This is a genomic window from Streptomyces sp. NPDC091387 (assembly GCF_044756945.1).
Classification (GTDB): Bacteria; Actinomycetota; Actinomycetes; order Streptomycetales; family Streptomycetaceae; genus Streptomyces.
This window is the reverse complement of record NZ_JBIVTZ010000008.1, coordinates 293,563-310,568: the sequence shown is the minus strand read 5'-3', so window position 1 is coordinate 310,568 and position 17,006 is coordinate 293,563. Positions and strand designations below refer to the sequence as shown.

15 protein-coding genes are annotated in these 17,006 nt (G+C 71.2%); 10 read left to right on the top strand and 5 right to left on the bottom strand.

All coding sequences use genetic code 11. The features are described from left to right. Positions 1–57: 57 nt before the first annotated feature. The 6 genes from ACIQM0_RS18835 to ACIQM0_RS18810 all read left to right on the top strand — a co-directional run bounded on the left by ACIQM0_RS18835 (position 58) and on the right by ACIQM0_RS18810 (position 6,855). The gene (locus ACIQM0_RS18835; RefSeq protein ID WP_401287843.1) at positions 58–984 is read left to right on the top strand and encodes a carbohydrate ABC transporter permease; all 927 of its coding nucleotides are present in this window, start codon (positions 58–60) and stop codon (positions 982–984) included. A 3-nt stretch (positions 985–987) separates the two neighbouring features. After that, positions 988–1,968: a carbohydrate ABC transporter permease gene (locus tag ACIQM0_RS18830; protein WP_401287840.1), complete on the top strand. Its 981-nt coding sequence runs from the start codon at positions 988–990 to the stop codon at positions 1,966–1,968. Between the two features lie 65 nt (positions 1,969–2,033). Beyond that, the gene (locus ACIQM0_RS18825) at positions 2,034–3,368 is read left to right on the top strand and encodes an ABC transporter substrate-binding protein (RefSeq protein WP_401287838.1); all 1,335 of its coding nucleotides are present in this window, start codon (positions 2,034–2,036) and stop codon (positions 3,366–3,368) included. A gap of 225 nt (positions 3,369–3,593) precedes the next feature. Beyond that, on the top strand, positions 3,594–4,352 hold the full coding sequence (locus ACIQM0_RS18820) for a (5-formylfuran-3-yl)methyl phosphate synthase (RefSeq protein WP_401287836.1): 759 nt from the start codon (positions 3,594–3,596) through the stop codon (positions 4,350–4,352). A gap of 8 nt (positions 4,353–4,360) precedes the next feature. Then, entirely contained in the window at positions 4,361–5,764 is a 1,404-nt protein-coding gene (locus ACIQM0_RS18815) for an aldehyde dehydrogenase family protein (RefSeq protein WP_401287834.1), read from the top strand. Between the two features lie 2 nt (positions 5,765–5,766). Further along, on the top strand, positions 5,767–6,855 hold the full coding sequence (locus tag ACIQM0_RS18810; RefSeq protein WP_401287831.1) for an alcohol dehydrogenase catalytic domain-containing protein: 1,089 nt from the start codon (positions 5,767–5,769) through the stop codon (positions 6,853–6,855). A gap of 41 nt (positions 6,856–6,896) precedes the next feature. Here the strand turns inward: ACIQM0_RS18810 and ACIQM0_RS18805 are convergent, their stop codons facing one another. Further along, positions 6,897–7,793 (bottom strand): class I SAM-dependent methyltransferase, encoded by an 897-nt coding sequence (locus tag ACIQM0_RS18805; protein ID WP_401287828.1) that lies wholly within the window; start codon positions 7,791–7,793, stop codon positions 6,897–6,899. Positions 7,794–7,985: 192 nt separating this feature from the next. Next, positions 7,986–8,519, bottom strand: a complete 534-nt coding sequence (locus tag ACIQM0_RS18800; protein ID WP_401287825.1) for an EF-hand domain-containing protein — start codon at positions 8,517–8,519, stop codon at positions 7,986–7,988. 477 nt (positions 8,520–8,996) lie between these two features. Here ACIQM0_RS18800 and ACIQM0_RS18795 point away from each other — a divergent pair, with 477 nt between their 5' ends. Further along, positions 8,997–9,917, top strand: a complete 921-nt coding sequence (locus tag ACIQM0_RS18795) for a diiron oxygenase (protein WP_401287822.1) — start codon at positions 8,997–8,999, stop codon at positions 9,915–9,917. A gap of 28 nt (positions 9,918–9,945) precedes the next feature. Further along, positions 9,946–11,592 carry an FAD-dependent oxidoreductase gene (locus ACIQM0_RS18790; protein WP_401287819.1) on the top strand — a complete coding sequence of 549 codons (1,647 nt, stop codon included), beginning with the start codon at positions 9,946–9,948 and terminating at the stop codon, positions 11,590–11,592. Between the two features lie 30 nt (positions 11,593–11,622). Here ACIQM0_RS18790 and ACIQM0_RS18785 read toward each other — a convergent pair whose 3' ends face one another. Then, positions 11,623–12,147, bottom strand: a complete 525-nt coding sequence (locus ACIQM0_RS18785; RefSeq protein WP_401287816.1) for a DoxX family membrane protein — start codon at positions 12,145–12,147, stop codon at positions 11,623–11,625. A gap of 238 nt (positions 12,148–12,385) precedes the next feature. Between ACIQM0_RS18785 and ACIQM0_RS18780 the strand changes: the two genes are divergently transcribed. Next, positions 12,386–14,401: an FAD-dependent oxidoreductase gene (locus tag ACIQM0_RS18780; protein ID WP_401287813.1), complete on the top strand. Its 2,016-nt coding sequence runs from the start codon at positions 12,386–12,388 to the stop codon at positions 14,399–14,401. A gap of 77 nt (positions 14,402–14,478) precedes the next feature. Next, on the top strand, positions 14,479–15,030 hold the full coding sequence (locus tag ACIQM0_RS18775; protein ID WP_401287810.1) for a PadR family transcriptional regulator: 552 nt from the start codon (positions 14,479–14,481) through the stop codon (positions 15,028–15,030). A gap of 61 nt (positions 15,031–15,091) precedes the next feature. Here the strand turns inward: ACIQM0_RS18775 and ACIQM0_RS18770 are convergent, their stop codons facing one another. Then, the gene (locus tag ACIQM0_RS18770; protein ID WP_401287809.1) at positions 15,092–16,042 is read right to left on the bottom strand and encodes a hypothetical protein; all 951 of its coding nucleotides are present in this window, start codon (positions 16,040–16,042) and stop codon (positions 15,092–15,094) included. Further along, the gene (locus ACIQM0_RS18765) at positions 16,039–16,869 is read right to left on the bottom strand and encodes a phosphatase PAP2 family protein (protein WP_401287807.1); all 831 of its coding nucleotides are present in this window, start codon (positions 16,867–16,869) and stop codon (positions 16,039–16,041) included. Before ACIQM0_RS18765 ends, ACIQM0_RS18770 begins: the two co-directional genes overlap by 4 nt. Between the last annotated feature and the right edge of the window lie 137 nt (positions 16,870–17,006).

The following is a 17,006-nucleotide window of genomic DNA, read 5'->3' as shown; positions in this document are numbered from 1 at the left end:
GCCCCTCCCCTCTCCCCCTAGTCCGGACCGGTCGGTCACCGACACAAGGAACCAGTCATGACGCTCTTGTCGACGCCCGCGAAGGCCGCACCACCACCCCGCCCACGCGTACGATCCCGCCTCCGCAGAGAGGCCCTCGTCGGCTGGGGATTCGCCGGTCCGTTCGTCGCGGTCTTCGCGCTCGTCTTTCTCGCGCCGATCGGATACGCCCTCTACCTCAGCCTGTTCCGCGACCGGCTGATCGGCGGCAACTCCTTCGTCGGACTGGACAACTACCGTCAGGCGCTGACCGATCCGCAGTTCTGGGAGGGACTGGCGAGGGTCGGGCTCTTCCTGGCCGTACAGGTGCCCGTGATGCTGGGCATCGCGCTGCTGGCCGCGCTCGCCATCGACAGCGGGAGGCTGTACGGCAAGGCCTTCTTCCGCATCGCCGTCTTTCTGCCCTACGCCGTGCCCGCCGTGGTGGCCAGCCTCATGTGGGGCTTCATCTACGGCACCAGGTTCGGCCTGGTCGGCAACATCAACGACGCGTTCGGCGTCTCCCTGCCCGACCCGCTCTCCCCCTCGCTCGTGCTCGCCTCCATCGGCAACATCGTGACCTGGGAGTTCGTCGGCTACAACATGCTGATCTTCTACTCGGCGCTGAAGGTCGTCCCCCGGTCCCTGTACGAGGCGGCCTCGATCGACGGAGCCGGCGAATGGCGGCTCGTGACCGCGGTCAAACTGCCCGCCATCCGCGGCGCTCTGGTCATCGCGACGATCTTCTCGATCATCGGCAGCTTCCAGCTCTTCAACGAGCCGAGCATTCTGCAGAAGCTCGCCCCCAACGCGATCACGAGCGACTTCACACCCAACCTGTACACCTACTCGCTGTCCTTCTCCGGCCAGCAGCACAACTACGCAGCGACCGTGGCGATCGTGATGGGTGTCATCACCGCGATCATCGCCTACACCGTCCAACTGCGCGGCATGCGGAAGGGCTGAGCCATGAGCGCGTACGTCTCCAGCACCGTCTCGAACCCCTCCGACCCCACTGACGCTTCCGGCCCCTCCGGCCCCAAGAGGACGACCGATGCCGCCGGTCCGCCGGCGCCGCGACGCCGACGCCGCCCCCACACCCCGCTCCACCCGCGCCCGAGCATCCGGCTGACCTTCCTGACCGGGCTGGTCCTTGTCTACACGCTGCTCCCGCTCGCCTGGCTGGTCATCAACTCGACCAAGAACCAGAAGAGCCTGCTCGACTCCTTCGGCCTGTGGTTCGGAGACGACTTCAACCTCTGGGACAACATCTCCCGCACGCTGTCCTACGACGACGGCGTCTTCGTCCGCTGGCTGCTGAACACCCTGCTGTACGTGGCCGCGGGAGCGGGCGGCGCCACGGTCCTCGCCGTCCTCGGAGGCTACGCGCTGGCCAAGTACCACTTCCCCGGACGCCGCGCGGTGTTCGCGGTCGTCATCGGTGCCGTGGCCGTGCCGGGCACGGCCCTGGCGGTGCCGACCTTCCTGATGTTCAGCAACATGGGGCTGACCAACACGCCCTGGGCCGTCATCATCCCCTCCCTCATCTCCCCGTTCGGGCTCTACCTGATGTGGGTGTTCGCGGCCGAGGCCGTGCCCACGGAGCTCCTCGAAGCGGCCCGTATCGACGGCTCCGGCGAACTGCGTACCTTCTTCCGCGTCGCGCTGCCGCTGCTGATGCCGGGAACGGTCACCGTGCTGCTGTTCTCCATGGTGGCGACGTGGAACAACTACTTCCTGCCGCTGATCATGATCAAGGACCCGGACTGGTACCCGCTCACGCTCGGCCTCAACGCGTGGAACTCCCAGGCGCAGACGGCCGGCGGCGAGGCGGTGTTCGACCTCATCATCACCGGCTCCCTCCTCACGATCGTACCGATCGTCGCGATCTTCCTCCTGCTCCAGCGGTACTGGCAGTCGGGCCTGGCCGCGGGCAGCGTCAAGGAATGACCTCCGCCCCTCCTCACCGCTCCACCCCTTTCCCTTTCGCGCACACCGAACCAGGAGCACCACCCATGAGAACGAACAGCACCCGACGGCTTCTCGGTGCCGTCGCCACGGCCTGCGTGCTGGCCATCGGCGCGACGGCCTGCGGCTCGTCCGACCCGGCCACCGACGGCGGCACCGAGAAGGACGTCGCGTCCGCGCTGCAGAAGGGCGGCAAGGTGACCGTGTGGGCCTGGGAACCCACGCTCAAGAAGGTGGCGGCCGACTTCGAGAAGAAGTACCCCAAGGTCGACATCGAACTCGTCAACGCCGGCACCGGCGACAAGCAGTACACGGCGCTGCAGAACGCCATCGCCGCTGGTTCCGGCGCCCCCGACGTGGCGCAGATCGAGTACTACGCGCTCGGCCAGTTCGCGATCGGCAAGTCCGTGGAGGACCTCTCCGGCTACGGCGCCGCCGCGTACGACAAGACGTTCACCCCCGGTCCGTGGAACGCGGTGAAGGACGACAAGTCCGTCTACGCGCTGCCGATGGACTCGGGCCCGATGGCGCTGTTCTACAACAAGAAGGTCTTCGACAAGCACGGCCTCGAGATCCCGACGACCTGGGACGAGTACGTGGAGGCCGCGCGCACCCTGCACAAGGCCGACCCGAAGGTCTTCATCACGAACGACACGGGCGACGCGGGCGCCACCACCAGCCTCATCTGGCAGGCCGGGGGCCGGCCCTACAAGACCAAGGACACCGACGTCTCGATCAACTTCGGGGACGCCGGCACGAAGACCTATACGAACACCTGGCAGAAGCTGCTCGACGAGGACCTGGTCGCCCCGATCAGTTCCTGGAGCGACGAGTGGTACAAGGGCCTCGCCGACGGCAGCATCGCCACCCTGGCCATAGGTGCCTGGATGCCCGCCAACTTCACCTCGGGCGTCTCGTCGGCGTCGGGAGACTGGCGGGTGGCCCCGCTCCCCCAGTGGACCAAGGGCGACACGTCCAGCGCGGAGAACGGCGGCAGCTCCCTCGCCGTGCCGAAGGCCGCCAAGAACAAGGAACTGGCCTACGCCTTCATCAAGTACGCCACCACCGGCGCCGGCGCCTCGGCCCGCGTCGCCGAGGGTGCCTTCCCCGCCACGAAGGCCGACCTGGAGTCGAAGGCGTTCCTGGAAACCCCGTTCCCCTACTTCGACGGCCAGAAGGCCAATAAGATCTTCGCGGACTCGGCCGCCAACGTCGGCACGGGCTGGTCGTACCTGCCGTACCAGGTGTACGCGAACTCCGTCTTCAACGACACCGTCGGCAAGGCGTACGTCTCATCGACGCCTCTGGGCAAGGGACTTGAGGACTGGCAGAAGAAGACCGCCAAGTACGGCAGCGATCAGGGCTTCAACGTCGGCAAGTAGCCCACGGGTGCGGCGGCCGTGATCTCGCCTCGCGGCCGCGCACCTGGTCCGGACCGGCGTGGACGGCGGACTGCGGCGCGTGGCCGGGCCTGGCAGTGACCCGTTCCGACTCCGCACGCCCTGCCGGGGACGACGGCCCGCAGCGATGATGGGCGGACGGCAAGTGATCCACGGCTCCGCACACCGGCCCCTGGGCAGGTGGACCTGCGGTGGAAGGAATCCACGTTGTTGCTTCTCATCTCCCCGGACGGTGTCGAGGAGGCCCTCGACTGCGCGAAGGCGGCGGAGCACCTCGACATCGTCGATGTCAAGAAGCCCGACGAGGGGTCGCTCGGCGCGAACTTCCCTTGGGTCATCAGGGAGATCCGCGACGTGGTCCCGGCGGACAAGCCGGTCTCCGCCACCGTGGGAGACGTGCCGTACAAGCCCGGCACGGTGGCGCAGGCGGCACTCGGTGCGGCTGTCTCCGGGGCCACGTACATCAAGGTCGGCCTCTACGGATGCACGACGCCCGAGCAGGCCGTCGACGTCATGCGAGGGGTCGTCCGGGCGGTGAAGGACTACCGGCCGGACGCGTTCGTCGTCGCCTCGGGGTACGCCGACGCCCACCGGATCGGCTGCGTCAACCCGCTCGCGCTGCCCGACATCGCCCGCCGCTCCGGCTCCGACGCGGTGATGCTCGACACCGCGGTCAAGGACGGGACCCGGTTGTTCGACCACGTTCCGCCCGACGGCTGCGCGGAGTTCGTCCGGCTGGCCCACGCGGCCGGTCTGCTCGCCGCCCTCGCGGGCAGCGTCAAGGCGGCAGACCTCGGCGCGCTGACCCGCATCGGCACCGACATCGTGGGGGTGCGCGGGGCGGTCTGCGAGGGGGGCGACCGCAACGCCGGAAGGATCCGGCCACAGCTGGTGGCCGCCTTCCGGGCCGAGATGGACCGGCAGGCCCGGGAGCACGCCGCGACCGCTCCCGCCGCCGCGGGCTGACCGCCGGTATGCCGAACTGCCGGCCCTGCCGCGCGCCCCACACGCGCGGCGGGCGCTTCACCGTCATCGATCCGGCGACGGGCGAGGCCTTCGACGACGCCCCCGACCAGCAGCCGGACGCGTTGGACGCCGTCGTCGGCCGGGCCCACGAGGCCTGGCGGAGCTGGCGGACCGACCCCGTCGCCCGCGCCACCGCGCTGCTCGCGGCCGCCGACGCCGTGGAGGCCGCCGGGGCCGGCCTCGCTCCCTTGCTCACCCGCGAACAGGGCAAACCCCTGGCCGAGTCGTACGCGGAGATCGCCCGCACGGCGGCCCGCCTGCGCTACTTCGCGGAACCGGCCCCCGGGCCCCGGCCGATCACGGACGGCCGGCCGGTCCGCAGCGAGATCCGCTGGCGGCCGCTGGGGCCGGTCGCCGCGATCGTCCCGTGGAACTTCCCCCTCCAGCTCGCCTCTGCGAAGTTCGCTCCCGCGCTCGCCGCCGGCAACACGGTGGTGCTCAAGCCGTCCCCGTTCACCCCCCTGGCCACCCGGCTGCTGGCGTCCGTCGTCTCCGCCGCCCTCCCCGAGGGCGTACTGACGGTCGTCACCGGCCGCGAACCCCTCGGCGCCCGCCTCGCGTCCCATCCGGGGATCCGCCATGTGACCTTCACCGGTTCGGTACCCACCGGGCGGGCCGTCGCCGAGGGGGCGGCGGCCTCGCTCGCCCGGGTCACGCTGGAGCTGGGCGGCAACGACGCCGCCATCCTGCTGGACGACGTGGAGGTGGAGCGGATCGCGGAGCGGCTGTTCTGGGCGGCGTTCCGCAACTGCGGGCAGGTCTGCATGGCGGTCAAGCGCGTCTACGCCCCGGCCCGGCTCTGCTCCTCCGTGGCCGAGGCACTCGCGCGGTACGCGAAGTCCGCCGTCGTGGGAGCCGGGCTCGCCCCGGGCACACAGCTGGGGCCGCTCAACAACGCCGCCCAGCTGGCCCGGGTCGAGCGCTTCACGGCCCAGGCCCTGGCGGACGGCGGCCGGGCCGTCTCCGGTGGCCACCGGCTGGACCGGCCGGGCTACTTCTACGCCCCGACGATCCTGGCCGATGTCCCTTCCGACAGCCCGGTGGTGGCGGAGGAGCAGTTCGGCCCTGTCCTGCCGGTGCTGCCGTACGGGAGCCTCGACGAAGCCGTCGAGGCGGCCAACGACACCTCTTACGGGCTGGGCGGCTCGGTCTGGGGGACCGACCTCGACCGGGCAGAAGCGGTGGCCGACCGGCTGGAGTGCGGGACGGCGTGGATCAACCACCACGCGGAACTGTCCCTCGCCCAGCCCTTCGCGGGCGTCAAGGACAGCGGGGTCGGCGTCGCGGGCGGGCCGTGGGGGCTCTACGGAAACCTCAGGCCGTTCGTCGTGCACCGCCCGCAGGAGGTCTGACGATGAAGTTCGACGCGGCGGTCCTGCGTGCGTACGAGAGCCCGTTCACCGTCGAGGAGGTGGTCCTGAACGCGGGGCCGGCCGAGGGCGAGGTCCTGGTCAGGATCGCGGGCTGCGGGATGTGCCGGACCGATCTCGCGGTACGGCGATCGGCGGGGCGCTCACCGCTGCCTGCGGTGCTGGGCCACGAGGGGGCCGGGGTGGTGGTGGAGACGGGTGGTCCGGACACCGGCCTGGGCATCGGTGACCATGTCGTGCTGGGCTTCGACTCCTGCGGTCACTGCCTGACCTGCCTGGACGCGGCCCCCGCCTACTGCGACTCGTTCGCCTCGCTCAACCTCTTCGGCGGGCGCACGGAGCACGCGGCGCGGTTCAAGGACGTGGGCGGGGGCGGTCTGGCACCGCGGTGGTTCGGCCAGTCGTCGTTCGCCGAGTACGCGATGGTCCCGGCCCGCAACGCCGTCCGGGTCGACCCCTCGCTGCCCCTCGAACTGCTGGGCCCGCTCGGCTGCGGCTTCCTCACCGGCGCCGGAGCAGTCCTCAACTCCTTCCGCGTCGGCCCCGGCGACACCCTCGCGGTCTTCGGTGCCGGGGCGGTGGGTCTCGCCGCGGTGATGGCGGCCACCGCCGCCGGGGCGGTGACCGTGGCCGTCGACCGGTTACCCGAACGGCTGGCCCTCTCCGAGTGGTTCGGCGCGATCCCGCTGCGCACCGGATCCGCCGGGCTGGCCGACCGTATCGTGAGCCGGACCGACGGCGGCGCACAGTACGCGCTGGACACCACGGGTTCCGCGCCGCTGATCAACGAAGCGCTCCGGTCCCTGCGCCCGACCGGCCATCTCGGGCTGGTGGCACGGCTCCGCACCCCTCTGCCGATCGAACCGGGGGCGCTGGACCGGGGGCGCAGGATCTCCCACATCTGCGAGGGGGACGCGGTGCCGCGACTGTTGATCCCGAGGCTGACCCGGCTGTGGCAGGCCGGGCGGTTCCCCTTCGACCAGCTGATCCGGAGGTACCCGCTCGTCGACATCAACGAGGCCGAGCGCGACTGCGACGCGGGCCGCGTGGTCAAACCGGTCCTGGTTCCGTAGGGGAGGGCGTAGGCGAGGGAGCGGGCCGACCGGTGGCGGGGTTACGGGTGTGGCTTGTGCGCGAACGCCCACCGATTGCCCGCCAGGGCGTCGTTCTGCTCGGGCAGCGGACCGCGTCCGTGGTGGCGAGTGAAGTCGAAGGGGGTGTGGACCGCTATGGACCAGCCTCTGCCCGCCAGATTGCCGGCGGAGTCGGGCCGCGGCTCTCTGTCGAACAGGTTGAGCAGGTCGATGCCGATCTGCTGTGTCGTCGAGGTGTAGAGGGGGCTGTCGCGGTATTCCAGCAGGTCCTTGTCGAGTTTGACCTCGAAGGCCAGAGCGCTTCCTCCCGCGCTCAACCCGTCCACCGTGTCGATGAGGGAGGTCTCGGCGGCGTTGGGCAGGTAGAACAGCAGCCCCTCGGCGAGCCAGACAGTCGGTGCGGCCGTGTCGAAGCCGGCGTCGGTCAGCGCTCCGGCCCAGTCGGCGCGCAGATCGACCGGGATGGGCACGCGTGCCGCCTTGGGGGCGGCCGACAGCCCGTCGAGCACCCCGTGCTTGAACGCCAGCACGCCTTCCCGGTCGATCTCGTAGATCACGCAGCCGGGAGGCCAGTCGAGCCGGAACGCACGGGAGTCCAACCCGGCTCCGAGCAGGACCACTTGGCGGGTTCCTGCGCGCACCGACCGGAGGAGGAAGTCGTCGAGGACCCTCGTCCGCAGACCGAAGTAGCGCGCGAACCGCCCCCACAGTGGATTCGCGTCCCCGTCGGGAGCCTGTTGGACACGGACCGGCCAGCCCGCGGACGCCGGTGCGGCGAGCACGAAGTGCTCTGCGAAGACGTCCCGCGCCAGGGAGTCGTCGCGGTGGGTCTCGATCGCCCGTGCCGCGGCGACCAGGAGGGCGGTCAGGCCGACACCCTCTTCCACTCCGGTGTCCCGGTGCGCCACGCCGATCACGTGCCCTTCTTGAGCCGAGCTGGGGACCACGCACTTGAGGCGGGTCGGCACCACGAAGAGCGAGAAATTCGCATTCCGTTCCTGCGGTGCACCGATGGATGGAATTCTGGGCGGCTGGATAATTCCAGCCGCCCAGCGCATTCCGGCCGAGTGCGGTGCGTCAATCCGTCATTGTGAGTGAGGGCCCGTGTTTCAGACTGCCGCGCTCCCGACGAGGTGGTCGCCCGCAATTCCCGCCTTGTCCGGGCTGTAGTAGTCCTTGATTCCGGTGACCCAGGTCGCGACCTCGACCTGATCGGCATCCGAAGGTTGGAAGGCGTCGAAAAGGGCGTCGATGTTCGGGCGCCCGAAACCGATCGCGGTCATCAGCGCCATGAAGAGGGGCCGCTCGATGAGCCCGTCCCCGTCCGGGTCGCCGAGCGCGGCGAGGGACTCGGCGAACTCGCTGATCGTCAGGTCGAAACGCTCCGGTGACAGTACGCAGGCGGCGTACTCGTCGTAGGTGATCCTGCCGTCGCCGTCGGCGTCCAGTTCGGCGCGCAGGGTCGACCAGTACCGCCGGAAGGCGGCCACCATCGCGTCCTTCGCCGCGTCGTCGGAATCGTGTGCCACCTCGACGACACGGCTCGCCATGAGTTCGAAGTCGTCGGCTTCGAGGACACCGTTTCCGTTGGCGTCGAACAGGGTGAAAACGAGCCTGACCCGATGGGTCGCCTCTACGCGCACAGCCCCGCCGCCTTTCTTTTGGCCACGCCTTGCCGGGTGGCCAAAAGGAATCAATGAATGATCGGTCACCGGCCTGATCCGAACTTCCGGAATCCGGCCGTTCTTTCACTATCCGACCGACACTCATCCCCTGCACGAAAAATCCATCGAGATTCACCCGAACGGGTGCATTTCACCTCGATGGCGTGTGCCACGGGGTCGACACCTCGGCTGCCGGCTGGCCCAACCGACCACCCGTGCGAGCGGGCGGAGTTGCGGCCGCGGTGCTGCCGCGACGTGGAGAGACCGTACGGATTTTCCGCACAGGGGTAGGCCGCCGCCCGCTCTTGCTATACCTTCCGTCTAACAGCTTGCTAGACGCGACGTCTAACAAGCGAGGGCGGCGTTCGGCGGCCACCTGTCTCATCGAGTGGGCACGGGATGAGACACGGGCCGGGCGGCGTCGGGTCGATCTCTCTCGATTCAAGGAGCCGCAGCATGGCAAGCAGCACGGTTCGGCCGGAGGACCAGAACCAGGACCGGCGCGCCGGGCAGGACGTCGCCCGGCGTCTGCTCGACTCGGCCGCGAAGCTGTCGTACGACCCGGCCACCGAGGTGGACTGGAACACTCCCCTGGACACGGACCACCATGGTGCGAGCCCCGAGTGGAGCACGCTCTACGGGACCGCGTACTGGCAGGAGTTGACCGATGCCCAGCGCAAGGCGCTGACCCGCCAGGAGGCAGCTTCGGTCGCCAGCACGGGCATCTGGTTCGAGATGATCCTGCAGCAGATGGTGCTGCGCGACATGTACGCCAAGGACCCGACCGATCCGCGGTTCCAGTGGGCGCTCACCGAGGTCGCCGACGAGTGCCGGCACTCCATCATGTTCGCCCGGGGCGCCGCGAAGCTCGGCGCCCCGGCCTACCGGCCGCGCCGCGCGGTGGTCGAACTGGGCAGGGCCTTCAAGACACTTGCCTTCGGCGAGGCCGCGTACGCCGCGATCCTCGTCGCCGAGGAGGTGCTCGACGTGATGCAGCGCGACTGGATGCGGGACGAGCGGGTCGCGCCGTTCGTCCGGACCATCAACAACATCCATGTGGTGGAGGAGTCACGGCACATGAAGTTCGCCCGCGACGAGACCCGCAGGCGCCTGCGGAACGCGGGGCCGGTGCGCCGGCACCTCAACTCCCTCGTGGTCGCGATCGCCTCGTACTACATCGTCACCAGCATGGTGAACCGGGACGTCTACGCGAACGCCGGGCTGGACAGCGAGCGCGCCCGCGCCGAGGCCGGCACCAACGAGCACCACAAGTCCCTTATGCGGTCCAGCTGTTCGGGTCTGATGGAGTTCCTCGCCTCGGCCCGGCTGCTCACCAAGCCGGCCCTGTTCTTCTACAAGCGCGCCTCACTGATCTGACCCGGACCCACCGACCCGAGCTGACGAGATGACCTACGCCATCACCCAGACCTGCTGCAGCGACGCCACCTGTGTCGCCGTGTGCCCCGTCAACTGCATTCACCCGACGCCCCAGGAACAGGCCTTCGGCAGCACCGAGATGCTGTACGTCGACCCGGCGACCTGCATCGACTGCGGAGCCTGCGCGGACGCCTGCCCGGTCGACGCGGTCTTCCCGGTGGACAGCCTCTTCGGGGCGCAGAAGGAGTACGCCGCGATCAACGCCGCCTACTTCGAGGGCCGGGAGCCGGAGCCGGTGGCCGGGCCGAACTTCCATGCCTGGGGCGAGCCCTCGTTCCCGCGCAGCCTGCCGTCCGACTTCGCGCCGATACGGGTGGCGGTCGTCGGCACCGGACCGGCCGGGATGTACGCCGCAGAGGATCTGCTGCTGCACACCAACGCCGAGGTGACACTGGTCGACCGGCTGCCGGTGGCCGGCGGCCTCGTCCGGTACGGCGTCGCGCCCGACCATCCCGCGACGAGGAAGGCCGGCGAGACGTTCGCACGGTTCCACTCGCATCCCCGGGTGCGGATGGCCCTGGGCGTCGAGGTGGGCAGGGACCTCACCGCGCAGGAGCTCGCCGCGCACCATGACGCGGTGATATACGCGGTCGGCGCCTCCACCGACCGGCGGCTCGGCGTGCCGGGCGAGGACCTGCGGGCCAGTATCTCGGCCACCTCGTTCGTGTCCTGGTACAACGCCCACCCCGAGGCACCGGCGGAGACCGTGGCCCTGACTGCGGAGCGGGTGATCGTCGCCGGGAACGGCAACGTCGCGCTCGACGTCGCGCGCATCCTCGTCACGGATCCGGCCGCCCTGGCGGACACGGACATCGCCGATCACGCGCTGGCGGCCCTGCGGGACTCGAAGGTGCGCGAGGTCGTACTGCTGGGGCGACGGGGCCCCGAGCACGCGGCCTGCACGTCCTCCGAGCTGCTCGCCCTCGGCCACCTGCCGGGTGTGGAACTGGTCGTGGACGACAGCGATCCGAGAACGGGTGCGGCGATCGACGGCGCCGCGCCGGGCGAGAAGGCCGCGCTGCTGCGGAACGCGCGCCGGGAGGCGGTCGACTGGTCGCTCCCTCCGGCCACGGGACGGCGCATCGTCTTCCGCTTCCACTCGGCCCCGGTGGAGGTGCTCGGCCACGACCGCGTCGAAGCGGTGCGGGTGACGGCGGGCGAGGGCAGGAAGGAGATCGCGGCGGGCCTGTTCCTGCGGGCGATCGGGTACCGGGGTCTGCCGGTGCCGGGACTGCCCTTCGACGAGGCCACCGGTACCGTCCCGCACGAGGGCGGCCGGGTCACGGGCCTGCCCGCGACGTACGTCGTCGGCTGGATCAAGCGCGGCCCGTCGGGCGGCATCGGGGCCAATCGCACCTGCGCCGCCGAGACCGTCGGCGCCCTCCTGGAAGACGCCGTCGGGGGTGTGCTGCCCTCCCCCACGCACCCGCTCAAGGCGTTCCACCGCCTCGCCCGGAGCCGCGGCCGCGACGTCGTCGACGCCCGGGGTCAGGCGGCCATCGACCGGGCCGAGCTCGCGGGCGGCCGCGAGCAGGGCCGTCCACGGGTCAAACTCGCCACGGTGCCCGCGCTGGTCGCGGCGGCGAAGGGCGGCCGCCGGAGACCGCCGAACTGACCGGGCCGGCCGGCGACGGATCGTGCGGGATCAGAACTCTTCCGGAGCCGGGACCTGCGCCTTGGCCCGCTTGCCGACGACGGCGGCGGCCGCCACCGCACCGCCCGCGAAGGCCAGGGCCACCGTCCAGGGCCGGTTGAACACGTGGCAGGTGGCCTGGTCGACGGAGTAGCGGCCGGGGCCGATCAGTCCGATCGCGGCAGCGGTGAAACCGAGGAAGGCCGGATACTCGTAACCGCCGCCCTGTGCGAAGAATCCGGCGGGCGCGTGGACGGCCACGGCCCCCGCCATGGCACCGGCGGCCGCCGCTCCGGCCGCCGGCGTGGCCAGGCCCAGGGCCAGCAGGACTCCGCCGCCGGCCTCGCCGAGTCCGGCCGCGACCGCGCTGTGCTTCGGCGGGTGGAAGCCCATGGCCTCCATCGCGGCGGTGGTTCCCTCGATGCCTCCGCCGCCGAACCAGCCGGCCAGTTTCTGGCTGCCGTGCGCGGCCAGCACCGCGCCGGTTCCGACGCGCAGCAGGAGCAGGCCGAGGTCACGACGGTTCACGCTGCCCATGGGGTCTCCGGGAGGGTTCGGGGGCCCGCTGCGAACGAAGGGGCCCGGGTGCGGTGCGCTACGTGTCCACTCTCCGCGCCGCCGCGGCCCCGAGCGGCACGTTGTTACGCCGTCCGGGCGCGGCCGGACCGGGCGTGACGCGTGGCACAGTGCGACGTACGCCATTGTGCAACTTGTTGCACAATGGCGTCGCGGTGCTCTAGAACTGGTGCGACGACACTGCGCGAGGAGCCGCCGCATGAGCCCGTACCCGCATCTGCTGAGCCCGCTCGACCTCGGGTTCACCACCCTCCCGAACCGGGTCCTGATGGGATCGATGCACATCGGCCTGGAGGAGGTCGAGAACGGCTTCGAGCGCATGGCCGCGTTCTACGCCGCCCGCGCCCGGGGCGGCGTGGGCCTCATGGTCACCGGAGGCATCGCGCCGAACGAACGCGGCTGTACGTTCCCCGGGGGCGCGAAGATGACCACAGAGGCGGAGGCGGCGCAGCACGCGCGGGTGGCCTCGGCCGTGCATGCGGCGGGCGGCCGGATCGCCATGCAGATCCTGCACTTCGGGCGTTACGCCCACCACCCCGGCCTGGTGGCACCGAGCGCGGTCAAGGCTCCGATCAGCGCGTTCACCCCGCACGCGCTCACCGACGACGAGGTCGAGTCGACCATCGAGGACTTCGTCACGGCGGCCGCGCTGGCGCAGCGCGCGGGGTACGACGGCGTCGAGATCATGGGCTCCGAGGGCTACCTGATCAATGAGTTCATCGCCTCGGCGACCAACCACCGTGACGACCGCTGGGGCGGCTCGTACGAGAACCGCATCCGTTTCCCCGTCGAGATCGTGCGCCGGGTCCGTGAGCGGGTCGGCAGCGACTTCATCCTGATCTACCGGCTCTCGATGCTGGACCTGGTGCCCGGCGGCTCGTCGCTGGCGGAGGTCGTGCGGCTCGCCCGGGAGATCGAGGCGGCCGGGGCGACGATCATCAACACCGGCATCGGCTGGCACGAGGCCCGTATCCCCACCATCGCGACGTCGGTGCCGCGCGGCGCCTTCACCTGGGTCACCGAGAAGGTGCGCGGCGCCGTCTCCGTACCGCTGGTGACGAGCAACCGGATCAACACCCCGGAGGTCGCGGAGGAGATCCTGGCGGCGGGGCGCGCGGACATGGTGTCGATGGCCCGGCCGTTCCTCGCCGATCCGGACTTCGTCGTGAAGGCGAGCGAGGGCCGCGCGGACGCGATCAACACCTGCATCGGCTGCAACCAGGCCTGCCTGGACCACATCTTCAGCGGCCAGGTCACCTCGTGTCTGGTCAATCCGCGGGCCTGCCACGAGACGGAACTCACGCTGTCACCGACGAGGACCCGCAAGCGGGTCGCGGTCGTCGGTGCCGGTCCCGCCGGGCTCGCGTGCGCGGTGACGGCGGCCGAGCGCGGTCACGAGGTGACGCTCTTCGACGCGGCCGACGAGATCGGCGGGCAGCTCGACGTGGCGCGCCGGGTGCCCGGCAAGGAGGAGTTCAACGAGACGCTGCGCTACTTCCGCACCCGGCTGGCGGAGGAGAAGGTCGAGCTCAGGCTCGGCACCCCGGCCACCTCGGGGCAGCTCGACGGCTTCGACGAGATCGTCCTGGCCACCGGGGTCACTCCCCGCACCCCCGCGATCCCGGGCGTCGACCACCCGAGCGTCGTGAGCTACCTCGACGTCCTGCGCCACGGGGCGCCGGTGGGCGACCGGGTCGCCCTCGTCGGGGCGGGCGGGATCGGTTTCGACGTGGCCGAGTTCCTGACCGACGGCGGGGGCGGCGCGAGCCTGGACCCCGAGGTGTTCTTCCGGCAGTGGGGTGTCGACACCGAGTACCGGGAGCGGGGCGGGCTGGGCACCGCCGAGCGCCCGGAGCCGCCGCGCACGGTCCATCTGCTCCAGCGCAAGGCGAGCAAGGTCGGTGCGGGGCTCGGCAGAACCACGGGGTGGATCCACCGCACCGAACTCCGGCACCGCGGCGTCACCATGCTGGCGGGCGTGGGTTACGACCTGATCGACGACGACGGGCTGCATGTCACGGTCGACGGCGAGCAGCGGCTGCTGCCGGTGGACACGGTGGTGCTGTGCGCGGGCCAGGAGCCACGGCGGGACCTGTACGAGGAGTTGCTCGCCGCGGGCCGTCCCGCGCATCTGATCGGCGGCGCGGACGTCGCGGCCGAGCTGGACGCCAAGAGGGCGATCCGCCAGGGCACGGAACTCGCCGCCTCGCTCTGACCGGGCGCCTCTCGACGGCGCAGGGCGCGAGCCGGCGCCGTGGGGCCGCCCGTCCGGCCGTCCTTAGGATGCACCCCATGTCACTCCCGCACGCGATCCTCACCGCCCTGCTCGAAAAGCCTTCTTCGGGGCTGGAGCTGACCCGCAGGTTCGACCGGTCGATCGGCTACTTCTGGTCGGCCACGCACCAGCAGATCTACCGCGAGCTGGGAAAGCTGGAGCAGGCCGGGCAGATCAGGGCGCTCGTGCCGGCGCAGCCCGCACGCGGGCAGAAGAAGGAGTACGAAGTGCTGCCGGCGGGCCGCGAGGCGCTGTCCGCCTGGGTGGCCCGCCCGGAGGACCCGAAACAGGTGCGCGACCCGCTGCTGCTGCGGATGCGGGCGGCGGCGGTCGTCGGAGCGACCGGCCTGGACGCGGAGCTGCGCCGGCATCTGGCGCTGCACCGGCGGCAGCTCGCGGAGTACCTGGCGATCGAGGAGCGGGACTTCCCGCCGGAGCGCACCGCGGCGGAGGACCGGCTGCGGCATCTGGTGCTGCGGGGAGGCATCGATCTGGAGAACTTCTGGATCGGCTGGCTGACCCGCGCACTGGCCGATGACGCCGTCCCGGCGACGCCCGAGCCGGAGTAGGCGTACCGGGCGGGACCGTCGCGACACGTTTCAGGACCGGGCGGGAGCCCGACGACCCGCTTCAGGACCGGCCGGCCCTGATCCGCCGGAGGTGCCCGTGTTCCGGGCGGAGCGCGCGCGGGCTCCTGATGACGACGCGCGACGGTGCGGCGGGAGCGGGCCCGGCCGCGGCGGCGGCGGATGCCGTGCCGGCCTGCGCGCGGCTGAGCAGGAACACTCCGCGTACCGCGGCGGCCGCGCCCAGCAGCGCCGGGACGAGGCTGATCGTCCCGCCCTGGAGGCGCTCCCCGAGGAGTGCCAGGCCGATGGCCGCCGCGGCGACCGGATTGGCGAGGGTGACGACGGCGAGCGGTGCGCCGAGGCCGCCGCGGTAGGCGGTCTGGGAGAGCAGCAGCCCGCCCATCGCGAACGCCGACACGAGCACGGCGACGACCACCAGGCGCCAGGTGAACAGCGGGCCCGTGGTGTGGTCGGTGACGGCGACGGTCAGTGTCTGGGTGAGCGCGGAGGCGACACCGGAGGTGATGCCGGAAGCGGCCGCGTGCCGCAGCCCCGGGCGGGCGCCCGGCCGGCTGAGGCCCGCGACGACCGCCATGGTTCCGGCACCGACGGCCAGGGCCTCGACCAGGGTGAGCGTCTCGTGCGGGGCGGAACCGCCCGCGGTCATCAGCAGGGCGCCGAGGCCGAGCAGGGTGAGCAGGGTGCCGCGCCACTCGGTCGTGGAGACGCGGCGTCCGGCCGCGCGGGCGCCCAGCGGGACGGCTGCCACCAGGGTGAGGGCGCCGAGCGGCTGGACGAGGGTGAGCGGGCCGTAGTTCAACGCGGCGACGTGCAGCAGCGCGCCGCCGGCGTTCAGCCCGACGGCCGACCACCACGCGCCGCGCCCGAGCAGCCGGAGCGTCCCGGTACCGGGTGCGGTGCGCCCGGCGAGCCGTGCCTGCGCCACCGCTGCCGACGCGTAGGCGGCGGCGGAGACCAGGGACAGCGCGACGGCGATCAGGGTGGCGTTCATCGTCCGGCTCCGGACGAGGCGTAGGACGGCGAGCGGCCGTGGGCCTGTGCGGGGGTGGAGTGACCGGGGGCGGCCGGCCAGGGGATGTGCGCCCGGACCGGTTCCGCGCGCGGCAGGCGCAGGGCGGCGAGGGCCACCGCGAGCAGTGCGGCCACCACGATCGAGTCGAGCCAGTAGTGGTTGGCGGTGCCGACTATGACGAACAGGGTGATCGCCGGGTGCAGCAGCCACAGCCATCGCCACCGGGAGCGGGTCGCGACGACCAGGCCGACGCCGACCATGACCGCCCAGCCGAAGTGCAGTGAGGGCATCGCCGCGAACTGGTTCGCCATCGAGTCGGTGGCGGGCGTCGACCCGTACACCGTCGGCCCGTACACCTGCCCGGTGTCCACCAGCCCGGTCGCGGCGAGCAGTCGCGGCGGGGCGAGCGGGAAGACCAGGTGCAGGGCGAGTGCGGCGCCGGTGAGTGCGGCGAGGACGCGCCGCGACCATATGTAGTGGCGGGGGCGGCGCCAGTACAGATAGCCGAGGAAGAGCAGGGTGGCCGGGAAGTGCACGGTCGCGTAGTAGGTGTTCGCCAGGTGGATCAGCGTCTCGTTGTGGAGCAGCAGACTCTGCACGGCTCCCTCGCCGGGCAGGGGCACGGCGCGTTCGAGGTCCCAGACCCGTCCGGCGTTGTGGAACGCCTCATCGACGTGACCGTTGGCCGCCTGGCGGCCGAACTTGTAGATCACGAAGAGTCCTGCGACGAGAAGTAGCTCGCGGACGAGGGGCGGTCGGGCAGAACTGTCCGGCTCCCGATCTGCGGGCCTGCTACCGGCGAACATCACCCGGTGCCCCTTTGCTGACGAAGCGGTATTAAGGCGGCATGGACCGGTCCGTGCCGTATCGATACGCCAGTGTACCGATACGCGAACGTATCGGAACACTCGCGTATCGGTACACTGGCGTATCGATGGACCTC

What these genes read in the sequence shown, in the direction of transcription:
- ACIQM0_RS18765 (WP_401287807.1), bottom strand. Translation starts at nt 16,869, where the DNA reads ATGTTCGCCGGTAGCAGGCCCGCAGATCGGGAGCCGGACAGTTCTGCC.
- ACIQM0_RS18780 (WP_401287813.1), top strand. Translation starts at nt 12,386, where the DNA reads ATGAGCCCGTACCCGCATCTGCTGAGCCCGCTCGACCTCGGGTTCACC.
- ACIQM0_RS18815 (WP_401287834.1), top strand. Translation starts at nt 4,361, where the DNA reads ATGCCGAACTGCCGGCCCTGCCGCGCGCCCCACACGCGCGGCGGGCGC.
- ACIQM0_RS18770 (WP_401287809.1), bottom strand. Translation starts at nt 16,042, where the DNA reads ATGAACGCCACCCTGATCGCCGTCGCGCTGTCCCTGGTCTCCGCCGCC.
- ACIQM0_RS18790 (WP_401287819.1), top strand. Translation starts at nt 9,946, where the DNA reads ATGACCTACGCCATCACCCAGACCTGCTGCAGCGACGCCACCTGTGTC.
- ACIQM0_RS18795 (WP_401287822.1), top strand. Translation starts at nt 8,997, where the DNA reads ATGGCAAGCAGCACGGTTCGGCCGGAGGACCAGAACCAGGACCGGCGC.
- ACIQM0_RS18835 (WP_401287843.1), top strand. Translation starts at nt 58, where the DNA reads ATGACGCTCTTGTCGACGCCCGCGAAGGCCGCACCACCACCCCGCCCA.
- ACIQM0_RS18785 (WP_401287816.1), bottom strand. Translation starts at nt 12,147, where the DNA reads ATGGGCAGCGTGAACCGTCGTGACCTCGGCCTGCTCCTGCTGCGCGTC.
- ACIQM0_RS18825 (WP_401287838.1), top strand. Translation starts at nt 2,034, where the DNA reads ATGAGAACGAACAGCACCCGACGGCTTCTCGGTGCCGTCGCCACGGCC.
- ACIQM0_RS18830 (WP_401287840.1), top strand. Translation starts at nt 988, where the DNA reads ATGAGCGCGTACGTCTCCAGCACCGTCTCGAACCCCTCCGACCCCACT.
- ACIQM0_RS18810 (WP_401287831.1), top strand. Translation starts at nt 5,767, where the DNA reads ATGAAGTTCGACGCGGCGGTCCTGCGTGCGTACGAGAGCCCGTTCACC.
- ACIQM0_RS18775 (WP_401287810.1), top strand. Translation starts at nt 14,479, where the DNA reads ATGTCACTCCCGCACGCGATCCTCACCGCCCTGCTCGAAAAGCCTTCT.